Genomic DNA, 19,084 nt, shown 5'->3' with positions numbered 1-19,084 from the left:
TTTTTAGTATAATTATAAAAAAATGTACCATATAAGAAGCTTATGTTTAAAAATAATTACATTAAAATTAAATATTATGAAGAAATTACAGATGATATCAAGGATAAATTGATTGATATATCAGAGGATAGTGTGAAAAATTCTCATGATTTTTTATCTAATTTTGATAGAGAAAAGATTAAAAATGATCTTTTAAATTCTTAAGTATTTTTTAGTTTAAATTATTTGATTTGCTATGATAAAGACTAAATGATTGGATTTTTAGTATTTGTGGATGATAAAATTGAAATGTTGTTTTTAAGATCAAAATATTTTAATCAAGCTATATGGAGTGCTTTAATATCTAAAACCATAAGTGATTATCATTTGAAATATGTTGAATTAAATAAAAGATAATTATAAGGTGTATAAATTTTATCAGAAAAATAGTTTTATACAAGAGGGTGAATATAAAGATGAATATGGTTTTATTGTTTTAAAAATGAAATTTTAGCTTTCTTTGCCATCTTTGATAGGCACAAAAAAGCATTCATCTAAAACTTCTTTACTAATTTCTCCGTCTTTTTTGGTAAATTTAGTAATAAATTGTTGATTTCCTATGAGTAAAGGAGCTACTAAAATTCCATTATTTTCAAGTTGATCGAATAATACATTTGGAATGTGCTCTGCAAAAGCTGAGAATAAAATTCTATCATAAGGTGCATAATTTTTCCAACCATTTTGCCCATCATCAAATTTTACATGAATATTAGCATAGTTTAGTTTTTTAAATTTTTCTATAGCACTAATTGCAAGTTTTTCAATGCGTTCTATGGTGAAAACTCTTCTAATGAGCTTGCTCAAAATTGCAGCTTGATACCCGCTACCACAGCCTATTTCTAAAACACTGTCGGCATTTTTAAATTCAAGGGCCATGGTCATTTTTGCTACAGTTAAGGGCGAGCTTATCCATTGATTTCCCATTAAAGGAAGTGCATCAAGTCTATAAGCATGCATTTTTAAAGGTGAAAAAATTTCTCTTGGAGTAGAACAAAAAGCTTCGAACAACTCTTCATTAATAAAAGTATTTTTGCGAATTTCTTCTGCCATAGTTTGACACTGTTTTTGTTCAAATATATGAATCAATAAGCACTCCTTAATAAAAGTGTTATTTTATCTTAAAAATTATTTATCTAGCTTAAAGTTCTTAAGGCGTAAACGCCTTAAGATTAATCAAGTGTATAAAGGATATTTGAGCCATCTTGATAAGATAAGATGTGTGTTTTGCCATCTTTGAAGAATAAACTTCTTGCATTGGTGATATTTTCTGGATAAGAAATAGTTTTTACAATTTCTTCTTTATCTAAATCAATTACAGCAATAACATTATGTTTTTTGCTTAATGCATAAATTTTACCATCTTTAAATGCCATTGAAGTTACATAAAGATCACCTAAAGTTTTTCCATCTTTTAAGTCAGCTTTAGGAGTAAATTCAGCTGAAAGAACTCTATCTGCTAAAGAAATTTTAGAGATTACAAAAGTTTTAGCATCTTTATTGTTTGGAACGGTAGCAAGATACATATATTTTCCATCTGTTGTTGTGCTTAAAACATGGTGGAATTTAGCTCTAACCGTATCAATTCTACCACGACCAAGATCTTTACCTTGTCCTTCGAAATTATTTGCACCTCTTACAAAATCAGCATATTGTAAAACTTCATTTGCGTTTGGATTTTGCGCAAATCTTAAGAAAGATTTATTAGAACCCATTAAGATATATTTGTCATTTAAATAAGGAATAATCCCCACGATAGGGTTAATTGTAGCTGAAAAATATGGATCTAATAGAAAATCTGCTTTGGTGCTAAAATTATCATCTAAGAAAAATACTTCCCATTTAGAACTTGCAACATATTCACCATTAATATAATCAAGTGTATTTATAGCTTTAGGAAGATCAATTTTTATTTCCCTTGCGATTTTCAGACTATCATCAATATTTGCAAATGGCGCATTGCTAATATTATTGTCAAATTGAATGCCTAATTTTTCACTTGCAGGCGCAAAAGCAAAATCAGGTTCTTTAACATCACGCTTTCCTAAGAAAGAAACACTTTTCCAGCTTTTGCTCCAGCCTGAATCATCCCAAATAATATATTTTGGATTCAAGCTAAAACGAACAGGATCACCTTGTCCACTATATGGAATAGGACCGGTACTTACGAAAGCTTGGAATACATTTGAAGCCACGATAAATGCAACAATAACCATAGCAGCTAGATTAAATTTGGTTAATTTTCTAAAGCTAGCACCTTCCATCTCTTTTTCAAAAGAACCAAATTTTGGAGCAAAAGCAAAAATAACACCAAGCAGTAAAACTACAGCCCAAAATACCACTTCAGCCCAAAAATAAGTATGCAAACCAAAAATAGGCAAACCAAAACCTTGATCAAGATCACGATGTGCATGACCACTTATATGGTTGAATGATTGCCATAAGCCAAAAGCAGTTGCAATCAAAAGGAAAGCTAAAAATTTACCTTTTATACCATAACGCACGATAAATAAAGCCGCTACACCGATATAAATCATAGATTCTCTTTGACCCCAGCAAGAAGTACAAGGGCTATCACCTAGCATATAACCAAAAATTAAGTTTGCAGTTCCAACAGGCATTAGGATAACTAAAAAACCTGCTAAACACATTAAAAAGTAAAAGAATTTAGTTTTGTTAATATCACACATATTACCACCTTATAGATTCATTAGGCCTAAAATTGCGCCTGATTTGCGACCTAGATAGTCAAATACCATAATAGCCCATGAAATTATAAGTATAGAAAAAGCGAGTTTTTCTTTTTCTGGTTTGATTATCATGAGAACTATGGCGATAAAAATTAACAAAAGTTCTAAAAACTCCATAATTACTCCTTGTAAATAAAATAAAAGTGTGAATTATATGATTTTGGATTTAATAAAATAAAAATATTAAAAAAATATAAAATATATAATTTTGAATGATGTAGAACATTAATGGTTTTGATGATTTAAAAATCATCAAAACTTAAGCTTCCTTTAGAGTAGTTTGTAACCTTGCTTTCAAAAAAGTTACTTTTTTGATCATTAAATTTAGAAAAATCATCTACCCATTTAATAGGATGTTTTGCATTATAGATTTTATCAAGGTTAATAGCAGTAAGTCTTTGATCAACAAGATAGTGAATATATTCTTCTATAATATCATCTGTAAAACCCATGATTTGATTTTGAGTGATATATTTACCCCATTTAATTTCAAGCTCACCTGCTTTTTTAAACATATCATAGATTTTACTTACATTGGTATCATTAAATAAATCAGGTCTTTCCTTGCGCACAGAATTGATCATATTTTGAAATAAAAGTAAGTGAGTAATTTCATCTCTTTGTATAAAACGAATCATTTGAGCTGAACCCAGCATTTTTCCTGCGCGCGCTAAAGCATAAATAGCAGTAAAGCCACTGTAAAAATACACTCCTTCCAAAATTTGATTTGCCACCATTGCAAGTAAAAGCTTATTATCATCTACTTCACCGGCTAGTTCTTCATAAATGCTTGAAATGAAATCATTTTTTTCTCTTAAAGTTTCATCATGCTTTTCCATTTCATAGATTAAATCTGTATTTTCACATATTGCTTCAACCATTACCGCATAAGATTTTGAATGATTTGCTTCTTCATAGGCTTGTCTTGCCAAAACTGCATTGATTTCAGGTGCTGTAATATATGGATTGATATTATCAGCAAGGTTGTTAGTCTGAAAGCTATCCATTGAGATAAGTTGTGACCAAACTAGATCATACATTCTTTTTTCTGCTATGGTTAAATTGCAGCGATAATCTAATGCATCTTTGGTTGTATCTACCTCTTTTGGAAACCATGTATTTGCTTCCATTAAATCCCAAAGTTTTAAAGCCCATGTGTATTTTGCTTTGGTGAAATTTAAAATCCCATGAGGATTACCATTGAATACTTTTCTATCATTTAAAGTTTCATTTGATTTTGGATTATAAATTCTTTTTCTATTCATTTGTCTACCTTTGTTACAATAACACTTTTGCTTAAAATATCATGCAAAGCCAAAGTATCTTTTCTTAAAAAACTTACCAAAAACCCAATTAATAAGCCAAAACTTACGATAAAAATTATATAACGCAAGAGTATTCTAAAAAAATTAAGTTTTTGGCCATTTTTAAGATCGATTAAATATAAATCATAAGCTTTAAGTCCAGGACTTTGAGCTTTTTTTACTAAAAATAAGGCTTGTAAAAGCCCAAAAATCAAAGGACATAAAAAAATTATAAATTGATTATTTAAAAAAGCTTCTTTAGAGCCAAGTGTAAAATAAAATAAATATAAAATAGGCACGTAAAGCAAAAATAGATCAATTAAAAAAGCCTTAAATCTTAAAAAGCGAGTAGCTATTTTTGCTTTAGTTTTCATTAGTTTCCACGACTACCAGGTTTGATAGCTTTGGTGCCCTTTTTACAAAGTGGACAAGCATTTGCTTCATAAATGTCAAATTCAAAATTTCCTAGTGCAAAAAGTGGTAAATTTTCAGGCAATTTTGCATTTTCTTTTCTTGGATTGTTTAAATTTTTTACTGTGCAAAAGCCACGATTTGCCAAAGCTGCAAAGCCTACCACTTCCCCACCTAAACTTTCGATGATTTTCGCACTCTCAAGTGCAGAACCACCTGTTGTAATAATATCTTCACAAACGATAAATTTTTCGCCTTTTTTTACTTCAAAACCGCGTCTAAGGCTCATTACTCCTTCTACACGTTCAGTGAAAATAAAGCGTTTGTTACAAGCTCTAGCAAGCTCATAACCTGCTAAAATTCCACCCAAAGCAGGAGAGCAAATGCTATTAAATTCAATATTAAAACTAGCAATAACTTTTGCAAGCTCCTCGCAAAGCTCACCTGCTAGTTTTGGATTTTCTAAAACTTTAGCACTTTGAAGATAAAACTCAGAGTGTTTTCCTGAGCTAAGTAAGAAATGTCCTTGTAAATATGCCCCACAATCTTTATAAATTTGTTCTAAGTTCATTATTAAACCTTTAAAAGTTCCGCTTCTTTATTTTTAACTAATTCATCTACCTTTGCTGTGTAGCTATCGGTTTGCTTTTGAACTTCATCATAAGCTTTTTTGGCTTCATCTTCTGAAATTGCTTTATCTTTTTCTAGCTTTTTAACCGCATCATTTGCATCTTTTCTAATGTTTCTAATGGCTACTTTAGCCTTTTCTCCCATAGCTTTGGCATTTTTAGCATTTTCTTCTCTTTGTTCTCTTGTCATAGGAGGGAAAAATAATTTCACACTTTCACCATCATTGTTTGGATTTACCCCTATGTTTGCTGCGGCAATAGCACTTTCTATGGCTTTTAGCATAGATTTCTCCCAAGGAGTGATACTAATGGTTGAAGCATCGGTTGCTAAAACTGTTGCCACTTGATTAAGTGGAGTTGCACTACCATAATAATCTACATGAACATGATCAAGTATGTTGATATTTACTTTGCCAGTTCTTATGGTGGTAAAATCTTTTTTTAAAACTTCTAGGCTTTTATCTGATTGTTGTTTTTGCTTAGTATAAATTTCATTTAGCATGGTTTGTCCTTTTATTTGCTAGTATTGTTTTCGCTAACTGGGGCACTTGGTGCAACTGGAATATTAGTCGTGTTTGTTTCAGGCGCTTTTGGCAAAATTTGTTCTGCTTTTTCAGCAAGCGAGTTAGAATTAGCATTATTATACATATAGCTAAGAGCAATTGTATTAGCAATAAGTAAAACACCCATTACAAAAGTAAATTTAGCTAAAAATCCTGCAGGACCCTTTGCTCCAAATAAACTTTCATTGCTTCCACTATAAGCTCCAAGTCCTATACTGGAACTTTTTTGTAATAAAACCGCAATACAAATAATCACAACAATTGCAAATTGTAAAATAATTAAAAGTGTAGTCATGAATTTTCCTTATTGAAAATAAAATGAGTATTTTAACTTAAAAATTTTGATAAAAACTTGAAAGAGGTAAAGAAATTTGCGAGAAATTTTCTCGCAAATTTTTATCTACTATTGAAGCTTCTTAAAATATTAAGAAGAGAAATAAAAAGATTGATAAAATCAAGATAAAGTGCAACTGCACCTTCGATTGGTGTTTCATAGTTTCCTCTAATGATGTTTTGAGTATCATAAAGAATATAAAAAGAGAATAAAATTGCACCAATACCAGAAATAGCTAAACTTAAAAGCGAGCTTTGGAAAAAGATGTTAATTAAAGAAGCTACCACGATAACAATTAAAGCTACAAAAAGCATTTTCCCCATCATAGTAAAGTCTTTTTTTGTATTCATAGCAAATACACTTAAAGCACCGAAAGCTACTGTTGTTAAAGCAAAAGCTTGAGCGATGATACTAGCTCCAGCAGGGAGTGCTAAAACTGAATATAAAAGTGGTGTTAAAGTAAGTCCTGAAACAAAAGTAAAAGCAAAAAGTAAAATTAAATTAAGCGGAGCTTCTCTTTTTTTCCATTGTAATGCAAACAATAAACCAATTTCTACGATAAATAAAATCCAAAAAGTTGCTTGAGATTGTGCAAATAGATGTGCTAAAGCAAAAATTCCTATATAAGCACCCGCTGTTGCAGCTAATAATGAAGCAGCAAAAAGCTGATAGGTTTGTTTTATAAAAATGCTTAAATCACTTCTAGCATAACCTTCAAATTCTTGAGTTTTAGAGTTAGAATAATCTCTATCATAAAGACTCATTAAAATCCTCCAATAATTTTTAAAATTAGAATTTACAAAAAAAAGATAAATAAAAGATTAAAATTGTATAAAAATATAATGAAAAATAAATTTATATAAAAAATAATTTAGTATAATTTTGCAATCAAAACCAAAAAAGGACTTTTTTGAAAGATTTGATCGAGGGTGCTTTAAAATTTATGCAAGAAGATTTTAAAGAACATGCAGAACTTTTTGAGAGTTTGAAAAATAAACAAAATCCCCATACGCTTTTTATAGGTTGTGCTGATTCAAGAGTGATACCAAATTTAATTACCAATACAGGTCCAGGAGAACTTTTTGTTATAAGAAATATAGGTAATATTGTTCCACCTTATAGAATAGGAGATGATTTTTTAGCAACTACTTCGGCTATTGAGTACGCTTTTAATTCTTTGCATATTAAAAATATTATAGTATGCGGACATAGTAATTGCGGGGGGTGTGCAGCTTTGTATGCCAATGAAAATGATTTAAAAAATATGCCAAATGTTAGAAAATGGCTTACCTTGCTTGAACCTATCAAAAATAAAGTTTTAAAAGTTGCAAAAGATGATTTAGCTATGAGATCTTGGATGACTGAGAAGATGAATTTGGTTAATTCTTTGCAAAATTTATTAACTTATCCAGGTATAGAGGATGCTTTAAATAAAAAGGAAATTGAACTTCATGCTTGGTATTATATCATAGAAACAGGTGAAATTTATGAGTATGATTTTAGTTTTGAAAATTTTGTTTTAATACAAGAGAGGATAAAAAAATATGAATAAAATTTTTAAGTTTATTTTAGTGTTTTTGTGTGTTAATATCTTATATGCACAAGAAAAAAATATTTTGGAAGATAAGAATAGTATTTTTGCTTTGGTGCAAGATTATATAGAACTTAATTTGCTTTTGGAAAGTTTCAAAAACAGTGATACAAATAGTACTGAATTTCAAGATAATATAAAAGAAATAGAAAAGCAAAAAACAACAATATTAACAACATTGCCTTTAAAGATGGTTTCTCAAAAAATTGACGATAAGGAAGCTAAAGAATTTTTAAAAACAAAAAATGTTTTACAAAATAGTATTAAAGAGGCTCAAAACAAAAAAAAATATTATGAGTATGTAGATAATAAGATTAAATTTTTAAATTTAACATCTGCAGAATATTTTTATCTTTGTATATTTGAACTAGAAAAAGTTTTTGCAGAAGGAGCACAAAGTCAAGAGATAAAAAATATTATCGATAAAAGCATTGATGCACTTAAGGAAGATTTTGTATTTGATTTTACTTTAGATAAGGAAAAAATTAATAATATTGAACACTTGAGAGCTTTGGAAATAAGCGAAAATAATTTAAGAAATACTATTAAATCTTACAATGAAATCTTAGTATATCTGAGAAATAATGCAAATTTATTAGAAACAAATTTTTTATTTACCGGTTTAGGTTTGCAAAATGCTATTAATTATATCAATGAGCAAACTTCTATTAGTAGTATTAATATTGGAAAAATAGTTATTTCTATTATTGTGGTTGCTTTATTTTATTCTTTAAAATTCTATCTTGCGAGAATTTTATATTTTATTCTAATACGCTTACTTGGGAAAAAATCGGCTAATATAGAAATAAAAACCCATTTTTTAGAGAAACTTCAAGGACCAATCGGATGGTTTTTATTTGTATATGCTTTAGGCATATGTTTTACTATTCTTTACTATCCAGCTCCGGTAGATATAAGAATTAGCAATGTTTTATCTATAATTTATGTCATTTTAACTGCTTGGCTTGTAATTAATATTTTTGATAGTTATGGTATGGTTGTTGTAGCAAAGCTTGCAGAAAAAAGTGGCAAGCGCGAAGTAGTAAATTTAATTATTAAAATTTTATATTTTATAATTATAGTAATAGCTGTTTTGTTTGTTTTGGCGCATTTAGGATTTAATATTTCGGCATTAATTGCATCTTTAGGTATAGGTGGTTTAGCTGTAGCTTTGGCAGCTAAAGATATCATTGCAAATTTCTTTGCTTCAGTGCTTTTGCTTTTTGATAATAGTTTTAACCAAGGAGACTGGGTAGAAATTTCAGGTATAGAGGGAACTATAGTAGAAATTGGACTTAGAAAAACTACTATTAGAACTTTTGATAATTCTTTGGTTTTTTTACCAAATTCAACTATTATGGGAACAAATATTAAAAATTGGAGCAAGAGAAAAGTTGGTCGTCATGTAAAATTATTTGTTGGTGTAACTTATGATGCAAAACCTGAGCAACTCGAACAATGTGTGGAAGATATAAGATATTTATTGGCCACTAGTCCTTTAATAGCACAAGTTGATGATAGTGCGCTAAATCATGGTGGAACACGCGCTAAATATAGACAAAATCTAGTTTCAGTAAATGACTTAGAAGGGTACAAAAATAGTACTTATGTAGCCGTGAGTGGTTTTGGCGCAAGTTCTATTGATATAGAGGTGTATTTTTACACCAAAGCAGTGGATGCTGCAGGTTTTAGGGCAGCTAGACAAAGTATTTTACTTGAACTCATGAAAATTGTTGAGAGAAACAAACTTAGTTTTGCTTTTCCTTCGCAAAGTCTTTATATAGAAAAAATTAATAAAGAAGACAAAGAAGAGTTATTGTCTTAATAAGCTCTTCTTTGATCATCACATTCTATTATTATCTTATCTGCAATAATAATACTCCCATTTTTACTTCCTTTTATTTTTACAAGAGAACCTTTTTTTAAATCTTGAACATTAGCTTGTTTTTTATTGCTTCCAAAAATTCCACAACTATAAATATCAATATGTGTTTGGGGTAATATAGTGATGACTAAGTTATTATCAAAATTTGTTTGGATGCTTATTGTGTGTGCGGTAGTATTTTTTAAAATACCTTGGACTTTATAAGCAAATGTAAAAGTGCTAATACATGCTAGTATAAGAAAAAAACGCATTAAAATAACTCCTTTTTAGGAGTTATTTTACTTAAAAATTTTAATAAGCTCTTTTTTTGCATTCGATTTTGATTTCTTTGGCGGTTATATTTTGAACTTGGTTTGGTGTTTGTGGATTTGGCGTAGTTTGGGCATAGCCATGGAAAACTTCAGCTTCTATAAAAGTTCCTACTTTTAAATCTTTAAAAGTGCCGTATTTATCCATACCAAAAATACCACAATCATCCATATCAATTTCTGTATTTGGTAGAATTTTGATATTCATTTTTTCTCCATAGGTAGTATCGATTAAAATAGTTTTAGCATTGTCATTTACATCTGCTATTACACCATAAATTCCACCTGCATAAGCAAGACTTGAAAGGCTTAAAGCTGTTAATAATGTAGCGATTTTCTTTTTCATTTTATCTCCTTTATTTTTATGCAAGAATTATATAATTTTTTGAGTGAAGCAAGAGTGAATTTAGATATAATTTAAGAAATTCACAAAATGAGGTACATATGAGAGGGTTTTTACATTGTTTTTTTGCTTTTTTACTTGCAAGTTTATTATTTGCTTGTTCTAAAAATGAAGATAAGAGTTCTGCTATAAGAGCTTATGGTTTTGATGAAAATACACAAAGCATTTTTGTGGAGTTTAATACTAATATTATTAATCAAGATATAGGTATTATAAAAGAAAGAGAGATTGTTATTAACAATCAAAATACAAAGGTAAAATACGAGTTTGAAACGCCTACAAGGTTAAATATTTTTGCAAATTTAAAAGCAAATCAAAAGTATGATATTTCTGTGGACTTAAATGATATTTTAGCTAATGAAAAAATACAATTAAAGGTACAAACTCCTTTTGAAAAATTAGACATTAAAGGATATTTTCAAAGTATTTCAAATGATAAAAGTGTGTTAATTTTAAATATTCAAAGTTTTTACACTCTTAATAAAGATGAATTATTAAAAGCTATAAAAATTACCACCCAAGATCAAGAAATTCAAATAGATAAAATTATCATTCAAAGTGATATGGCAAGCGTATATTCTAAACCGCTTAGCATTAAAAACACAAATACAAATGTAAAAGTAGTTTTAGATAAAGAAATTTTGGGTTTAGAAAAAAATGTAGATTTGGAGTATATTTTACTTGCAAAGAGTGAATTTGTTTTTCAAAATTCGAATGTGGTTAATAAAAACATAGAATTGCTTTTTTCTCAAAATATTTCACAAGATCAAAATTTAAAAGAGTTGATTTTTATTAGTCCTGAGGTAGATTTTAAGGCATTAGCATTTGGAAATAAAATCAAACTTATGGGAAATTTTTCTCCAAATAAAACCTATGAAATTCAACTCGCTCAGGGGATTAAAAGCGCTGATGATGTTAGCACAAAAGAAAACTTTAAAACTCAAGTGAGTTTTAAAGATTATGAACCTGCAATAAGTTTTACAAATCAAGGGGTATTTTTATCAAGCAAAGCAAGTAAAAAAATAGCTTTTAAGAGTATGAATATTAAAAAGGTTCGTTTGGAAGTTTATCAAGTATTTTCAAATAACTTAAGTGAATATTTAAGATATAAAAACCTTCAAGGTGCTAAAAATTTAAGTGATTATGATAGTGATATTTTTTCAGAGAGCGATTACACTAGTGAAATAGTGTTAAAAAAAGACTTTGATATAAAAAACACCAAAAATCAATGGCAAGAAAATGAAATAGTATTAGATGGTTTAAAAAATTTAAGCGGTGTATTTATAGTGAAGCTTTATTTTAAAGAAGAAGATGTTGATTATGTTTTTGATGAGGGAATGGAGAGTTGGAAAAAATATAGATTTTTTAATCAAAAAGCAAAAGTAAGTAAGAACTTAATTTTTTCAGATATAGCTTTGATTGCTCAAAATTTAAATAAAAAGCTCTTTGTGGATGTGAGAGATTTTACTACACAAAAGGCTTTAGATGGGGTTAAGGTTGATGTGATTAGCAAAAGTAATCAAGTTTTAGCTTCTAAAATGAGTGATGATAATGGTTTGGCTGTTTTTGATAATATTGATGAATCAAAAGCTTTGTTTATCATTGCTTCAAAAGATAAACAAGCTTCTATTTTGCGCTTAAGTTCACCTTTATTATATGATGGCTTTGATGTTGATGGCTTTGATTTGACTTCTCAAAATAAAGTATTTATTTACACAGAAAGAGGGGTTTATAGACCAGGTGATGATATCCATTTAACTATGGTTGCAAGAAATGATAAAGGAATTGTCAATCATCCTGTATTTTTAAGTTTTTTTGACCCACGCAATAAAAAGCTTTTGGATAAAATTAAACTTGAACCTTTGGGTAATGGAACTTTTTATAAAAAGATTTCACTTAACCAACAAGCTTTAAGTGGAGTGTATTTAGCTAGGGTTGAATTTGCAAATGCTATTTTTGATAAAGAAATTTTAGTGCAAAATATAGTGCCAAATCGTATAAAAGTATCCATGCAAGCTCCAAAAAGTATAAAAGAAAATGAAAAATTAGATTTTAATATTAGTTCAAAATATCTTTTTGGAACACCAGCAAGTAATTTACAATATCAAGTTGATTTGTTTGTGAGCAAAAAAGAATATAAAAATTCAAAATATCCAGAATATATTTTTTCAAATCCTAGTGTTTTAATACAAAAATATCAAGATAATTTAAAAGGTATTTTAAATGAAAATGGCTTTGTAAAGCAAGAATTTATTTTAAAAGATTTTTTAAAAAATACTCCATATAATTTAGAAGCTAGCATAAGGGCTAGAGTTTTTGAAAAAGGTTCAAGGTCGGTTGAAGCACTTGTAAATTCACAAGTAATATTGCATGAGTATTTTGTAGGTATTAAGCGTTTGAAAAATCATTATTTAAGCTCGGGTTCTATTGTCAATTTTGAAGCCATTGTGAGCGATTTAGATAAGAATTTAGTAGCAAATAGGGAAATTAAATACACCATTTATGCAAATGATTATTCTTGGTGGTGGGATTATGATAATTATGATGATTTTTTAAAATCACTCAAAAAGGATAAAAACACACAAATTGTTACTCAAGGAACTATTTTAAGTAAAGATAGACCGGTTAAAATAGAGTTTGATCCAAAAGAATACCATGGTGAAATGTTTATAGAACTTGAAGATGTACAAAGTAAAACAAGCACGGGAGAGTTTTTTTATATTAGTAGTTTTGGTGCGCCAAGTAATGCTGATATAGTGAGTTCTTTAAAGATTAAAAGTGATAAAAAAGAATATAAACCAAATGAAACAGCTTTTATAGAATTTGAAAGTGTTAAAGGTGCAAAAGCCATCGTTACTTTAAATGATAATGCAAAGGTTTTAAAACGCTTTGTGATAGATACGCATGAAGATATTACAAAGGTTGAAATTCCTATTCTTAAAGAATATATGCCAAATGTTTATGTGAGCGTGATTTTACTTCAAGATTATGATCAATATACCAACGATAGAGCCTTAAGACTTTTTGGCGTGGTGCCTTTAAATGTAGTAGATGAGCAAAGTAAAATCGAGCTTGATTTAAAAGTACCGGATAAAATCATGCCAAAACAAGATTTTGAAGTAGAAATTCAAAGTAAAAACAAGCAAAGTTATACTTATACTGTAGCTATTGTAGATGAGGGCTTGCTTGATGTGAATGCTTTTAAAACCCCAGATATTTGGGGGTATTTTTACCAAAAAACACGCTTTAACATGAGTATATATGATACCTATGATAAAATTATTGCTAAAAATATTTCTAATGCTTCTAAGGTATTAACTACAGGTGGTGATGTTTTCTTAGAAAGTAGAGCAAATAAAAGCAAAAATGATGAAAGAGCAAGACGCTTTAAACCGGTTGTATTGTTTCAAGAACCAGTACAAAGTGATGAAAATGGTTATGCAAAATTAAAATTTAATATGCCATCATACTTAGGTTCGGTTAGAGTTATGGTAGTGGCAAATAATTTAGCAGGTTTTGGCAGTGTTTCTAAAGATATCCAAGTTAGCGCACCTGCTGTAATGCTTGAAACTTTGCCAAGGGCCTTAAGACTTGATGATGAGTTTAAGCTTTTGGTGCAAGTATTTAAAGTAGATGATGATGTAAAAAATGCAAAACTTAAACTAAAAACAAAAAATTCACTCATAAATTTTGAAAACGATGAAATTTTAATTAATTTTGACAATGAAAAAACAAAAGATATTTATGTTAATGCAAAAGTAAATTCAAACAAGCTTGGAGTAGAAGAAATAGAGTTAAGTTTAAATGCAAAAGATTACACCTATACTCAAAATACGCAAATTGATATAAAAGCGCTAAATACCGTTACTTATGAGGGTAAATCTTTTAAAATTCCTGCAAATACTTCTATGGAGTTTAAAATCACACAAGATTATATTAATCCAGTAGCGTTTTTAAGTGTAAGCTCTAAGCCTATTTTAAATATAAATCATAGATTAAAATACTTGCAAAATTATCCTTATGGATGTATAGAGCAAAGTACTTCAGCGGTTTTACCACAACTTTTTTTACAAAAACTTGATCAGGGGGCAAATGAGCAAAAAAATATTAACAATATCAATGCATTGCTAAGTAAATACGCAAATTTTCAAACTACTAATGGTGGTTTTGCTTATTGGCAAGGACTTAAAGATTCTGATGCTTGGGGAAGTAATTACGCGGGTATGTTTATGATTTTAGCTAAAGAAAGAGGCTATTATGTGAGCGATGGAATGTTTAAAGCATGGCTTGATTATCAAAAACACTATGTTTTAAAAGCTCAAACAAATAAAGAAATTAAAATAAATTCTTTATATCTTTTAGCCTTAGCCAAAGAGCCAAATTTAAGCATAATGAATGCTATTTATGAAGATAGTGCTTATTTGCAAAGCTTAAACAATGTAAGTCTTTGGCAACTTAGCGCAGCTTATAAATTAGCAGGTTTTGATGAGGTGGCTTTGAATATAGCTAAAAATTTAAGTACAAAGCCTGATGAAAAAGTTAATTACACTCATACTTATGGATCTTTTTTAAGAGATGAGGCTATTATTGCAAATGCGTATAAAATAATCTATGGTAAAGATAATGATGAATTATTAGATGATATTAAAAAAACTTTAGAAAGCCAAGCTTGGCTTAGCACTCAAAGCACAGGTTATGCTTTATATGCTTTAGCAAATAGCTTTAGTGATGAAAGCTCTAAAACTATCAATGCAAGTCTAAAAATTAATGGTGAGAGCAAAAAGCTCAATACAAGTTTTTCTAAATTTGAGTTTAATCAAGGCAGTGCTTTGATAGAAGCTAAAGAAGATACCTATGTGCATTTTGGAGTAGAGGGTATTAAAAAAGGTATTGCCGAGCCTTTTGCACAGCGTATGTATATAGAAAGAAGTTTTTATGATGAAAATGGAAATGAAATAGATGAAAGCACTATAAAGAGCTCCCAAATTTTTTATATGAAATTAAAAATATCAAATAAAAATTATCCAGGTACTTCTAATATAGCTTTAACTCAAATTTTACCAAGTGGATGGGAGATAGTGCATGATCTTTTAAATGATGAAGCTCCTGATTTTGTGAAAAATTCTTATTATGATTTTGTAGATATAAGAGATGATAAGATTATGTATTTCTTTCCTTTATACTCTGATGAATCAAGAGAATTTTTTGTGAAATTAAGCGCTGTTACTCCGGGTGTTTATACTTTGAGTGGAGCTTATGCTGAGGCAATGTATGATAATGCTTATAAAGCTTTAAGTGAAAGTAAAAGAGTCAAAGTAGTGCAGTGAAAATCAAAATAAGCCTTGCAGTATGCTTTTTAAGCCTATGTTTTTACATAGGCTTGATTTATTTTAGTTTTGATAGCAAGGATTTATTTAAAGGCACTTATGGCAAGGTTTTGCTTGATAAAAATAAAGAATTCCTTAGTGTATTTTTAGATGCTAATGAACAATGGCATTTAGAGAGTGAGTTTATACCGCAAAAATTAAAAACTGCAGTTACTTTATATGAAGACAAAAACTTTTATTCTCATCATGGAGTGGATTTTTTAGCGATTATAAGGGCTTTTAAAAATAATCTTTTTTCAAGTAAAAGAAGTGGTGCAAGCACAATTTCTATGCAAACAATCAAACTTCTAGAGCAAAACAAACGCACATATTTTAATAAATTTAATGAAATCATCAAAGCCTTTGCTTTAGAAAGCACTTATGAAAAAGATGAAATTCTAAAGCTTTACTTAAACAATGCTCCTTATGGAGGAAATTTAGTAGGTGTTGCAAGTGCTGGTTTGTTTTATTTTGAAAAAGATTTAAAAGATCTTACTTGGAGTGAAGCAGCTTTGCTTGCTGTACTTCCTAATAATCCAGGTTTAATTAATCTTGAAAAAAACAAAGATAGACTTCTAAAAAAGCGTAATGCCTTGCTTGATAGGCTTTTTGAAAATGGGTATTTTTCTAAAGATATTTTAACTCTTGCAAAGGCTGAAAAACTTCCTAGCTTTAAAGCAAGGAAAAACTTAGCTCCACATTTAGCGCGTAGGCTTTTAGCGGATAAAGAAAAAATCATTTCTAGTATAGATAAAAAAATTCAAATCAAATTTGAAGAAAAAGCTAAAGAGTATTCTTATAAACTACAGCAAAAAGGTATAAAAAATTTAGCTATATTGTTGGCAGATACCAGAACAAATAAAGTTTTAGCTTATGTCGGCTCTAATGATTTTTATGATTTTGTAACTTTTGGTCAAGTTGATGGAGTTATAGCAAAGCGTAGTGTGGGTTCAACTTTAAAACCTTTACTTTTTGCTTTTGCTATAGATGAGGGACTTATGGTGCCTGAGTCTTTAATGCTTGATGTGCCTACATATTTTTCTAATTTTGCTCCACAAAATGCAAATAAAAAGTATCATGGTTTTGTTAGCGCAAAAGAATCTTTGCAAAAATCGCTCAATATTCCCTTTGTGAGTTTACTCTCAGAATATGGCTATGAGAAGTTTTTTTATAAACTCAAAGATATTTTAAATTATAAAGATGAAGATTTTAAAAAATACGGACTTTCTTTGATTTTAGGTACAAAAGAATTTAGCTTAGAAGATATGGTAAAAATTTATTTAGGGCTTGGAAATTATGGAAATTTTAAAGAGCTTTTATATGAAGAAAATGCATTTATTAAAGAAGATAAAAAACTTATAAGTGATGGGGCGAGTTTTTTAACATTGCAAACATTAAAGGACCTAGATAGAGTAGGGATAAAACAGTATGATTTTAATACTATTATTTCTTGGAAAACAGGTACAAGTTATGGTAGAAAAGACGCCTGGGCTATAGGAACTTCTCCAAAATATACCCTAGGGGTATGGGTTGGAAATTTTAATGGTGAAGCAAATGCAAATTTATATGGTGTGAGTATTGCAGGAGAATTGTTTTTTGAATTATTGAGCTTGCTTGATGGGCTTAACTTGGAATTTAAACAACCCAATGATTTAATTTCTATCAAAATAGAAAATCAAACAGGATATAGATATGATTATGAATTTGGTTTTAAAGAGGTGCTTTATCCACAAAGTGCAAATATCTTAAGAAAATCTCCATTTTTAAAAGAAGTTTTTGTGTATGAAAATAAAGAAGTAAATTCTCTAGATGAAAATTTTATTTATGCTAAGAAAAAAACTATTTTAAATTTGCCTTCTAACGCTCAAGCGTTTTTTGCTAAAGAAAAGCAATATTTACAAAGTTCTAGTCAAAATTTAAAAATTATATATCCATTAAATAACCTTAATATTATTTTACCAAAAGACTTAAAAGCTAAGCAAAAATTGCTGATAAAACTTATAAATCCTAAAAAAGAAAAGCTTTTTTGGTATTTAAATCAAGAATTTATTTTTGAAGGTAAAGATGAGGTTTTATTTTTAGACTTAAAAAAAGGTAAATATACTCTTAATATTATTAGTGAGAATGGTGAAAATGATTTTATAAAATTTAATATATTTTAAATATAAATAATAAAAATTATTAGTTAAAAATTCATTCCCCCCCCCTATTTTATAGATATTTGAGCGAAAACAAAAAACTTTATACTATTTGTTTATAAAAATAAATAAAAATAAAACAAAATTTATAATTTTTTAATAAAAAATTTATATAATAATGAAAAATATTTATTAATATAAGGGGTCAAAATGTGGCGTAAGATGAAACTTAGCACAAAAATTATTGTCATTATGGTATTTGCTGTTGTTGTTTCTTTAAGCGGATTGTCTTTACTTATTGTCAAAAAATCTCAAGAAACATTACAAGATCAAACTAGCAAAATATTGCTTACTTCAGTATTTCGTTATACTAATCTAGCAGAATCTGCTATTAAATCTTTTTTTGTTTCTGCAATTGGAACGCAAAAAATTTTTAATACTTTGCTTGAAGAGGGTTCTATATCAGAAAAAAGAATAGAAAATATTCTTGGTGAAACCATTGATGCAAATAATGTTATAGCGTATGGATATTATTATTTAAAAGATGGTAGCCAATATAGAGCTTTAGGAGTTGATGATAAATATTTTACTGACAAGAGTGAATTTATGGTATTGATGAGAGATAATGAGACGCAAAAACCAGGAGGTGTTGCAACAGAGCAAGCAACAAGTGAATTATCATCATTAAGAGGCATAAATTATATTATGCAAGGAAATAAATTATATTTTGGAGACCCAAGATGGTTTAATATTAATGGTAATAAAATTTTTGGCTCAAATATAGCCATACCTTTAATGGATAAAAAAGGTAAAATTTTAGGTGTTTTAGGTATGATTTTTGATATGCAGGTTTTAGCTAATGATTTTAATGATCCTTCTAGAACATTATATGAAGGGGATAGAAGAATATTAATTGCAAACAATGGTATCGTAGCTACACATCCTAATGCTGATTTTGTTACAAAAAATTTATTAAGTGTAAATAAAAACGCTACTAATATAATCGAAGCCTCAAAGACAGTTCAAACCAAAGAAATTGATTACACTGCTGATGATGGTCAAAAATATCATGGAGCAATAAGATCTTTTGAGGTGTGGCCAGGTACAAATATAATATGGTCAATGTTGTCTATTGCACCAGAAAAAGCTGTCTATACTCCTATTGCAGATTTAAGAAATACAATAGTATTTAGTGGTTTAGTGGCTGTAATATTAATTGTTTTAGTCTTAGGTTATAGTATGAAAAGTATAGTATCATCTAGAGTTGAAAGATTGCAAAATCATTTGACAAAATTCTTTAGATATTTAAATCATGAGGTATCTACTGTCGAGGTTTTAACTCCACGATATAATGATGAAATTGGAA

The 19,084-nt window shown here is 28.8% G+C and carries 16 protein-coding genes; 5 read left to right on the top strand and 11 right to left on the bottom strand.

The window, feature by feature from the left end:
* The first annotated feature begins 249 nt into the window (after positions 1–249).
* Positions 250–396 carry a hypothetical protein gene (locus tag EL235_RS07900; RefSeq protein ID WP_164717500.1) on the top strand — a complete coding sequence of 49 codons (147 nt, stop codon included), beginning with the start codon at positions 250–252 and terminating at the stop codon, positions 394–396.
* Between the two features lie 93 nt (positions 397–489).
* On the opposite strand, the gene EL235_RS07520 is transcribed toward EL235_RS07900, so the two are convergent.
* The 9 genes from EL235_RS07520 to EL235_RS07480 all read right to left on the bottom strand — a co-directional run bounded on the left by EL235_RS07520 (position 490) and on the right by EL235_RS07480 (position 6,791).
* Positions 490–1,122 (bottom strand): protein-L-isoaspartate(D-aspartate) O-methyltransferase, encoded by a 633-nt coding sequence (locus tag EL235_RS07520; protein WP_039627559.1) that lies wholly within the window; start codon positions 1,120–1,122, stop codon positions 490–492.
* Positions 1,123–1,208: 86 nt separating this feature from the next.
* Entirely contained in the window at positions 1,209–2,726 is a 1,518-nt protein-coding gene (dsbI, locus tag EL235_RS07515; RefSeq protein WP_126341159.1) for a disulfide bond formation protein DsbI, read from the bottom strand.
* 9 nt (positions 2,727–2,735) lie between these two features.
* The gene (dba, locus tag EL235_RS07510) at positions 2,736–2,903 is read right to left on the bottom strand and encodes a disulfide bond formation protein Dba (RefSeq protein ID WP_039627218.1); all 168 of its coding nucleotides are present in this window, start codon (positions 2,901–2,903) and stop codon (positions 2,736–2,738) included.
* 125 nt (positions 2,904–3,028) lie between these two features.
* Positions 3,029–4,051, bottom strand: a complete 1,023-nt coding sequence (locus EL235_RS07505) for an aerobic ribonucleoside-diphosphate reductase Ia, B2 protein subunit NrdB (protein ID WP_039627217.1) — start codon at positions 4,049–4,051, stop codon at positions 3,029–3,031.
* The gene (locus tag EL235_RS07500) at positions 4,048–4,464 is read right to left on the bottom strand and encodes an RDD family protein (RefSeq protein WP_039627216.1); all 417 of its coding nucleotides are present in this window, start codon (positions 4,462–4,464) and stop codon (positions 4,048–4,050) included. The genes EL235_RS07505 and EL235_RS07500 overlap by 4 nt, the downstream gene beginning before the upstream one ends.
* Complete coding sequence (pyrE, locus tag EL235_RS07495) at positions 4,464–5,072, bottom strand: orotate phosphoribosyltransferase (RefSeq protein WP_039627215.1); 609 nt, start codon at positions 5,070–5,072, stop codon at positions 4,464–4,466. The genes EL235_RS07500 and pyrE overlap by 1 nt, the downstream gene beginning before the upstream one ends.
* 2 nt (positions 5,073–5,074) lie before the next feature.
* Positions 5,075–5,632 (bottom strand): ribosome recycling factor, encoded by a 558-nt coding sequence (gene frr, locus EL235_RS07490; RefSeq protein ID WP_039627214.1) that lies wholly within the window; start codon positions 5,630–5,632, stop codon positions 5,075–5,077.
* An 11-nt stretch (positions 5,633–5,643) separates the two neighbouring features.
* Complete coding sequence (gene secG / locus EL235_RS07485; RefSeq protein ID WP_039627213.1) at positions 5,644–5,988, bottom strand: preprotein translocase subunit SecG; 345 nt, start codon at positions 5,986–5,988, stop codon at positions 5,644–5,646.
* A 101-nt stretch (positions 5,989–6,089) separates the two neighbouring features.
* Positions 6,090–6,791 (bottom strand): Bax inhibitor-1/YccA family protein, encoded by a 702-nt coding sequence (locus tag EL235_RS07480; RefSeq protein ID WP_066006381.1) that lies wholly within the window; start codon positions 6,789–6,791, stop codon positions 6,090–6,092.
* A 146-nt stretch (positions 6,792–6,937) separates the two neighbouring features.
* Here EL235_RS07480 and EL235_RS07475 point away from each other — a divergent pair, with 146 nt between their 5' ends.
* Together EL235_RS07475 and EL235_RS07470 are read left to right on the top strand one after the other, a co-directional pair.
* Positions 6,938–7,579 (top strand): carbonic anhydrase beta, encoded by a 642-nt coding sequence (locus EL235_RS07475; RefSeq protein ID WP_039627211.1) that lies wholly within the window; start codon positions 6,938–6,940, stop codon positions 7,577–7,579.
* Positions 7,572–9,443: a mechanosensitive ion channel family protein gene (locus EL235_RS07470; protein ID WP_039627210.1), complete on the top strand. Its 1,872-nt coding sequence runs from the start codon at positions 7,572–7,574 to the stop codon at positions 9,441–9,443. The genes EL235_RS07475 and EL235_RS07470 overlap by 8 nt, the downstream gene beginning before the upstream one ends.
* Here EL235_RS07470 and EL235_RS07465 read toward each other — a convergent pair.
* Positions 9,440–9,754, bottom strand: coding sequence for a hypothetical protein (locus tag EL235_RS07465; RefSeq protein WP_039627209.1), 315 nt, complete (start codon positions 9,752–9,754; stop codon positions 9,440–9,442). The two genes, EL235_RS07470 and EL235_RS07465, sit on opposite strands and share 4 nt — an antisense overlap.
* Positions 9,755–9,794: 40 nt before the next feature.
* The gene (locus tag EL235_RS07460; RefSeq protein WP_039627208.1) at positions 9,795–10,157 is read right to left on the bottom strand and encodes a hypothetical protein; all 363 of its coding nucleotides are present in this window, start codon (positions 10,155–10,157) and stop codon (positions 9,795–9,797) included.
* Between the two features lie 98 nt (positions 10,158–10,255).
* Here EL235_RS07460 and EL235_RS07455 point away from each other — a divergent pair, with 98 nt between their 5' ends.
* A complete protein-coding gene (locus tag EL235_RS07455; RefSeq protein ID WP_126341158.1) occupies positions 10,256–15,541 on the top strand; it encodes an alpha-2-macroglobulin family protein in 5,286 nt (1,761 codons plus the stop codon).
* The gene (gene pbpC / locus EL235_RS07450) at positions 15,538–17,742 is read left to right on the top strand and encodes a penicillin-binding protein 1C (RefSeq protein ID WP_126341157.1); all 2,205 of its coding nucleotides are present in this window, start codon (positions 15,538–15,540) and stop codon (positions 17,740–17,742) included. The genes EL235_RS07455 and pbpC overlap by 4 nt, the downstream gene beginning before the upstream one ends.
* Positions 17,743–19,084: the final 1,342 nt, after the last annotated feature.

The sequence above is a fragment of the Campylobacter lari genome (assembly GCF_900638335.1).
GTDB classification, from domain to species: domain Bacteria; phylum Campylobacterota; class Campylobacteria; order Campylobacterales; family Campylobacteraceae; genus Campylobacter_D; species Campylobacter_D lari_E.
This window is presented reverse-complemented; position numbering and strand designations above follow the sequence as displayed.

Bases quoted from the DNA above. Each gene is read 5' to 3' on its own strand.
- EL235_RS07500 (WP_039627216.1), bottom strand. From the start codon at position 4,464: ATGAAAACTAAAGCAAAAATAGCTACTCGCTTTTTAAGATTTAAGGCT.
- EL235_RS07470 (WP_039627210.1), top strand. From the start codon at position 7,572: ATGAATAAAATTTTTAAGTTTATTTTAGTGTTTTTGTGTGTTAATATC.
- EL235_RS07900 (WP_164717500.1), top strand. From the start codon at position 250: ATGATTGGATTTTTAGTATTTGTGGATGATAAAATTGAAATGTTGTTT.
- frr (WP_039627214.1), bottom strand. From the start codon at position 5,632: ATGCTAAATGAAATTTATACTAAGCAAAAACAACAATCAGATAAAAGC.
- EL235_RS07465 (WP_039627209.1), bottom strand. From the start codon at position 9,754: ATGCGTTTTTTTCTTATACTAGCATGTATTAGCACTTTTACATTTGCT.
- dsbI (WP_126341159.1), bottom strand. From the start codon at position 2,726: ATGTGTGATATTAACAAAACTAAATTCTTTTACTTTTTAATGTGTTTA.
- secG (WP_039627213.1), bottom strand. From the start codon at position 5,988: ATGACTACACTTTTAATTATTTTACAATTTGCAATTGTTGTGATTATT.
- EL235_RS07455 (WP_126341158.1), top strand. From the start codon at position 10,256: ATGAGAGGGTTTTTACATTGTTTTTTTGCTTTTTTACTTGCAAGTTTA.
- EL235_RS07480 (WP_066006381.1), bottom strand. From the start codon at position 6,791: ATGAGTCTTTATGATAGAGATTATTCTAACTCTAAAACTCAAGAATTT.
- EL235_RS07460 (WP_039627208.1), bottom strand. From the start codon at position 10,157: ATGAAAAAGAAAATCGCTACATTATTAACAGCTTTAAGCCTTTCAAGT.
- EL235_RS07505 (WP_039627217.1), bottom strand. From the start codon at position 4,051: ATGAATAGAAAAAGAATTTATAATCCAAAATCAAATGAAACTTTAAAT.
- pyrE (WP_039627215.1), bottom strand. From the start codon at position 5,072: ATGAACTTAGAACAAATTTATAAAGATTGTGGGGCATATTTACAAGGA.
- dba (WP_039627218.1), bottom strand. From the start codon at position 2,903: ATGGAGTTTTTAGAACTTTTGTTAATTTTTATCGCCATAGTTCTCATG.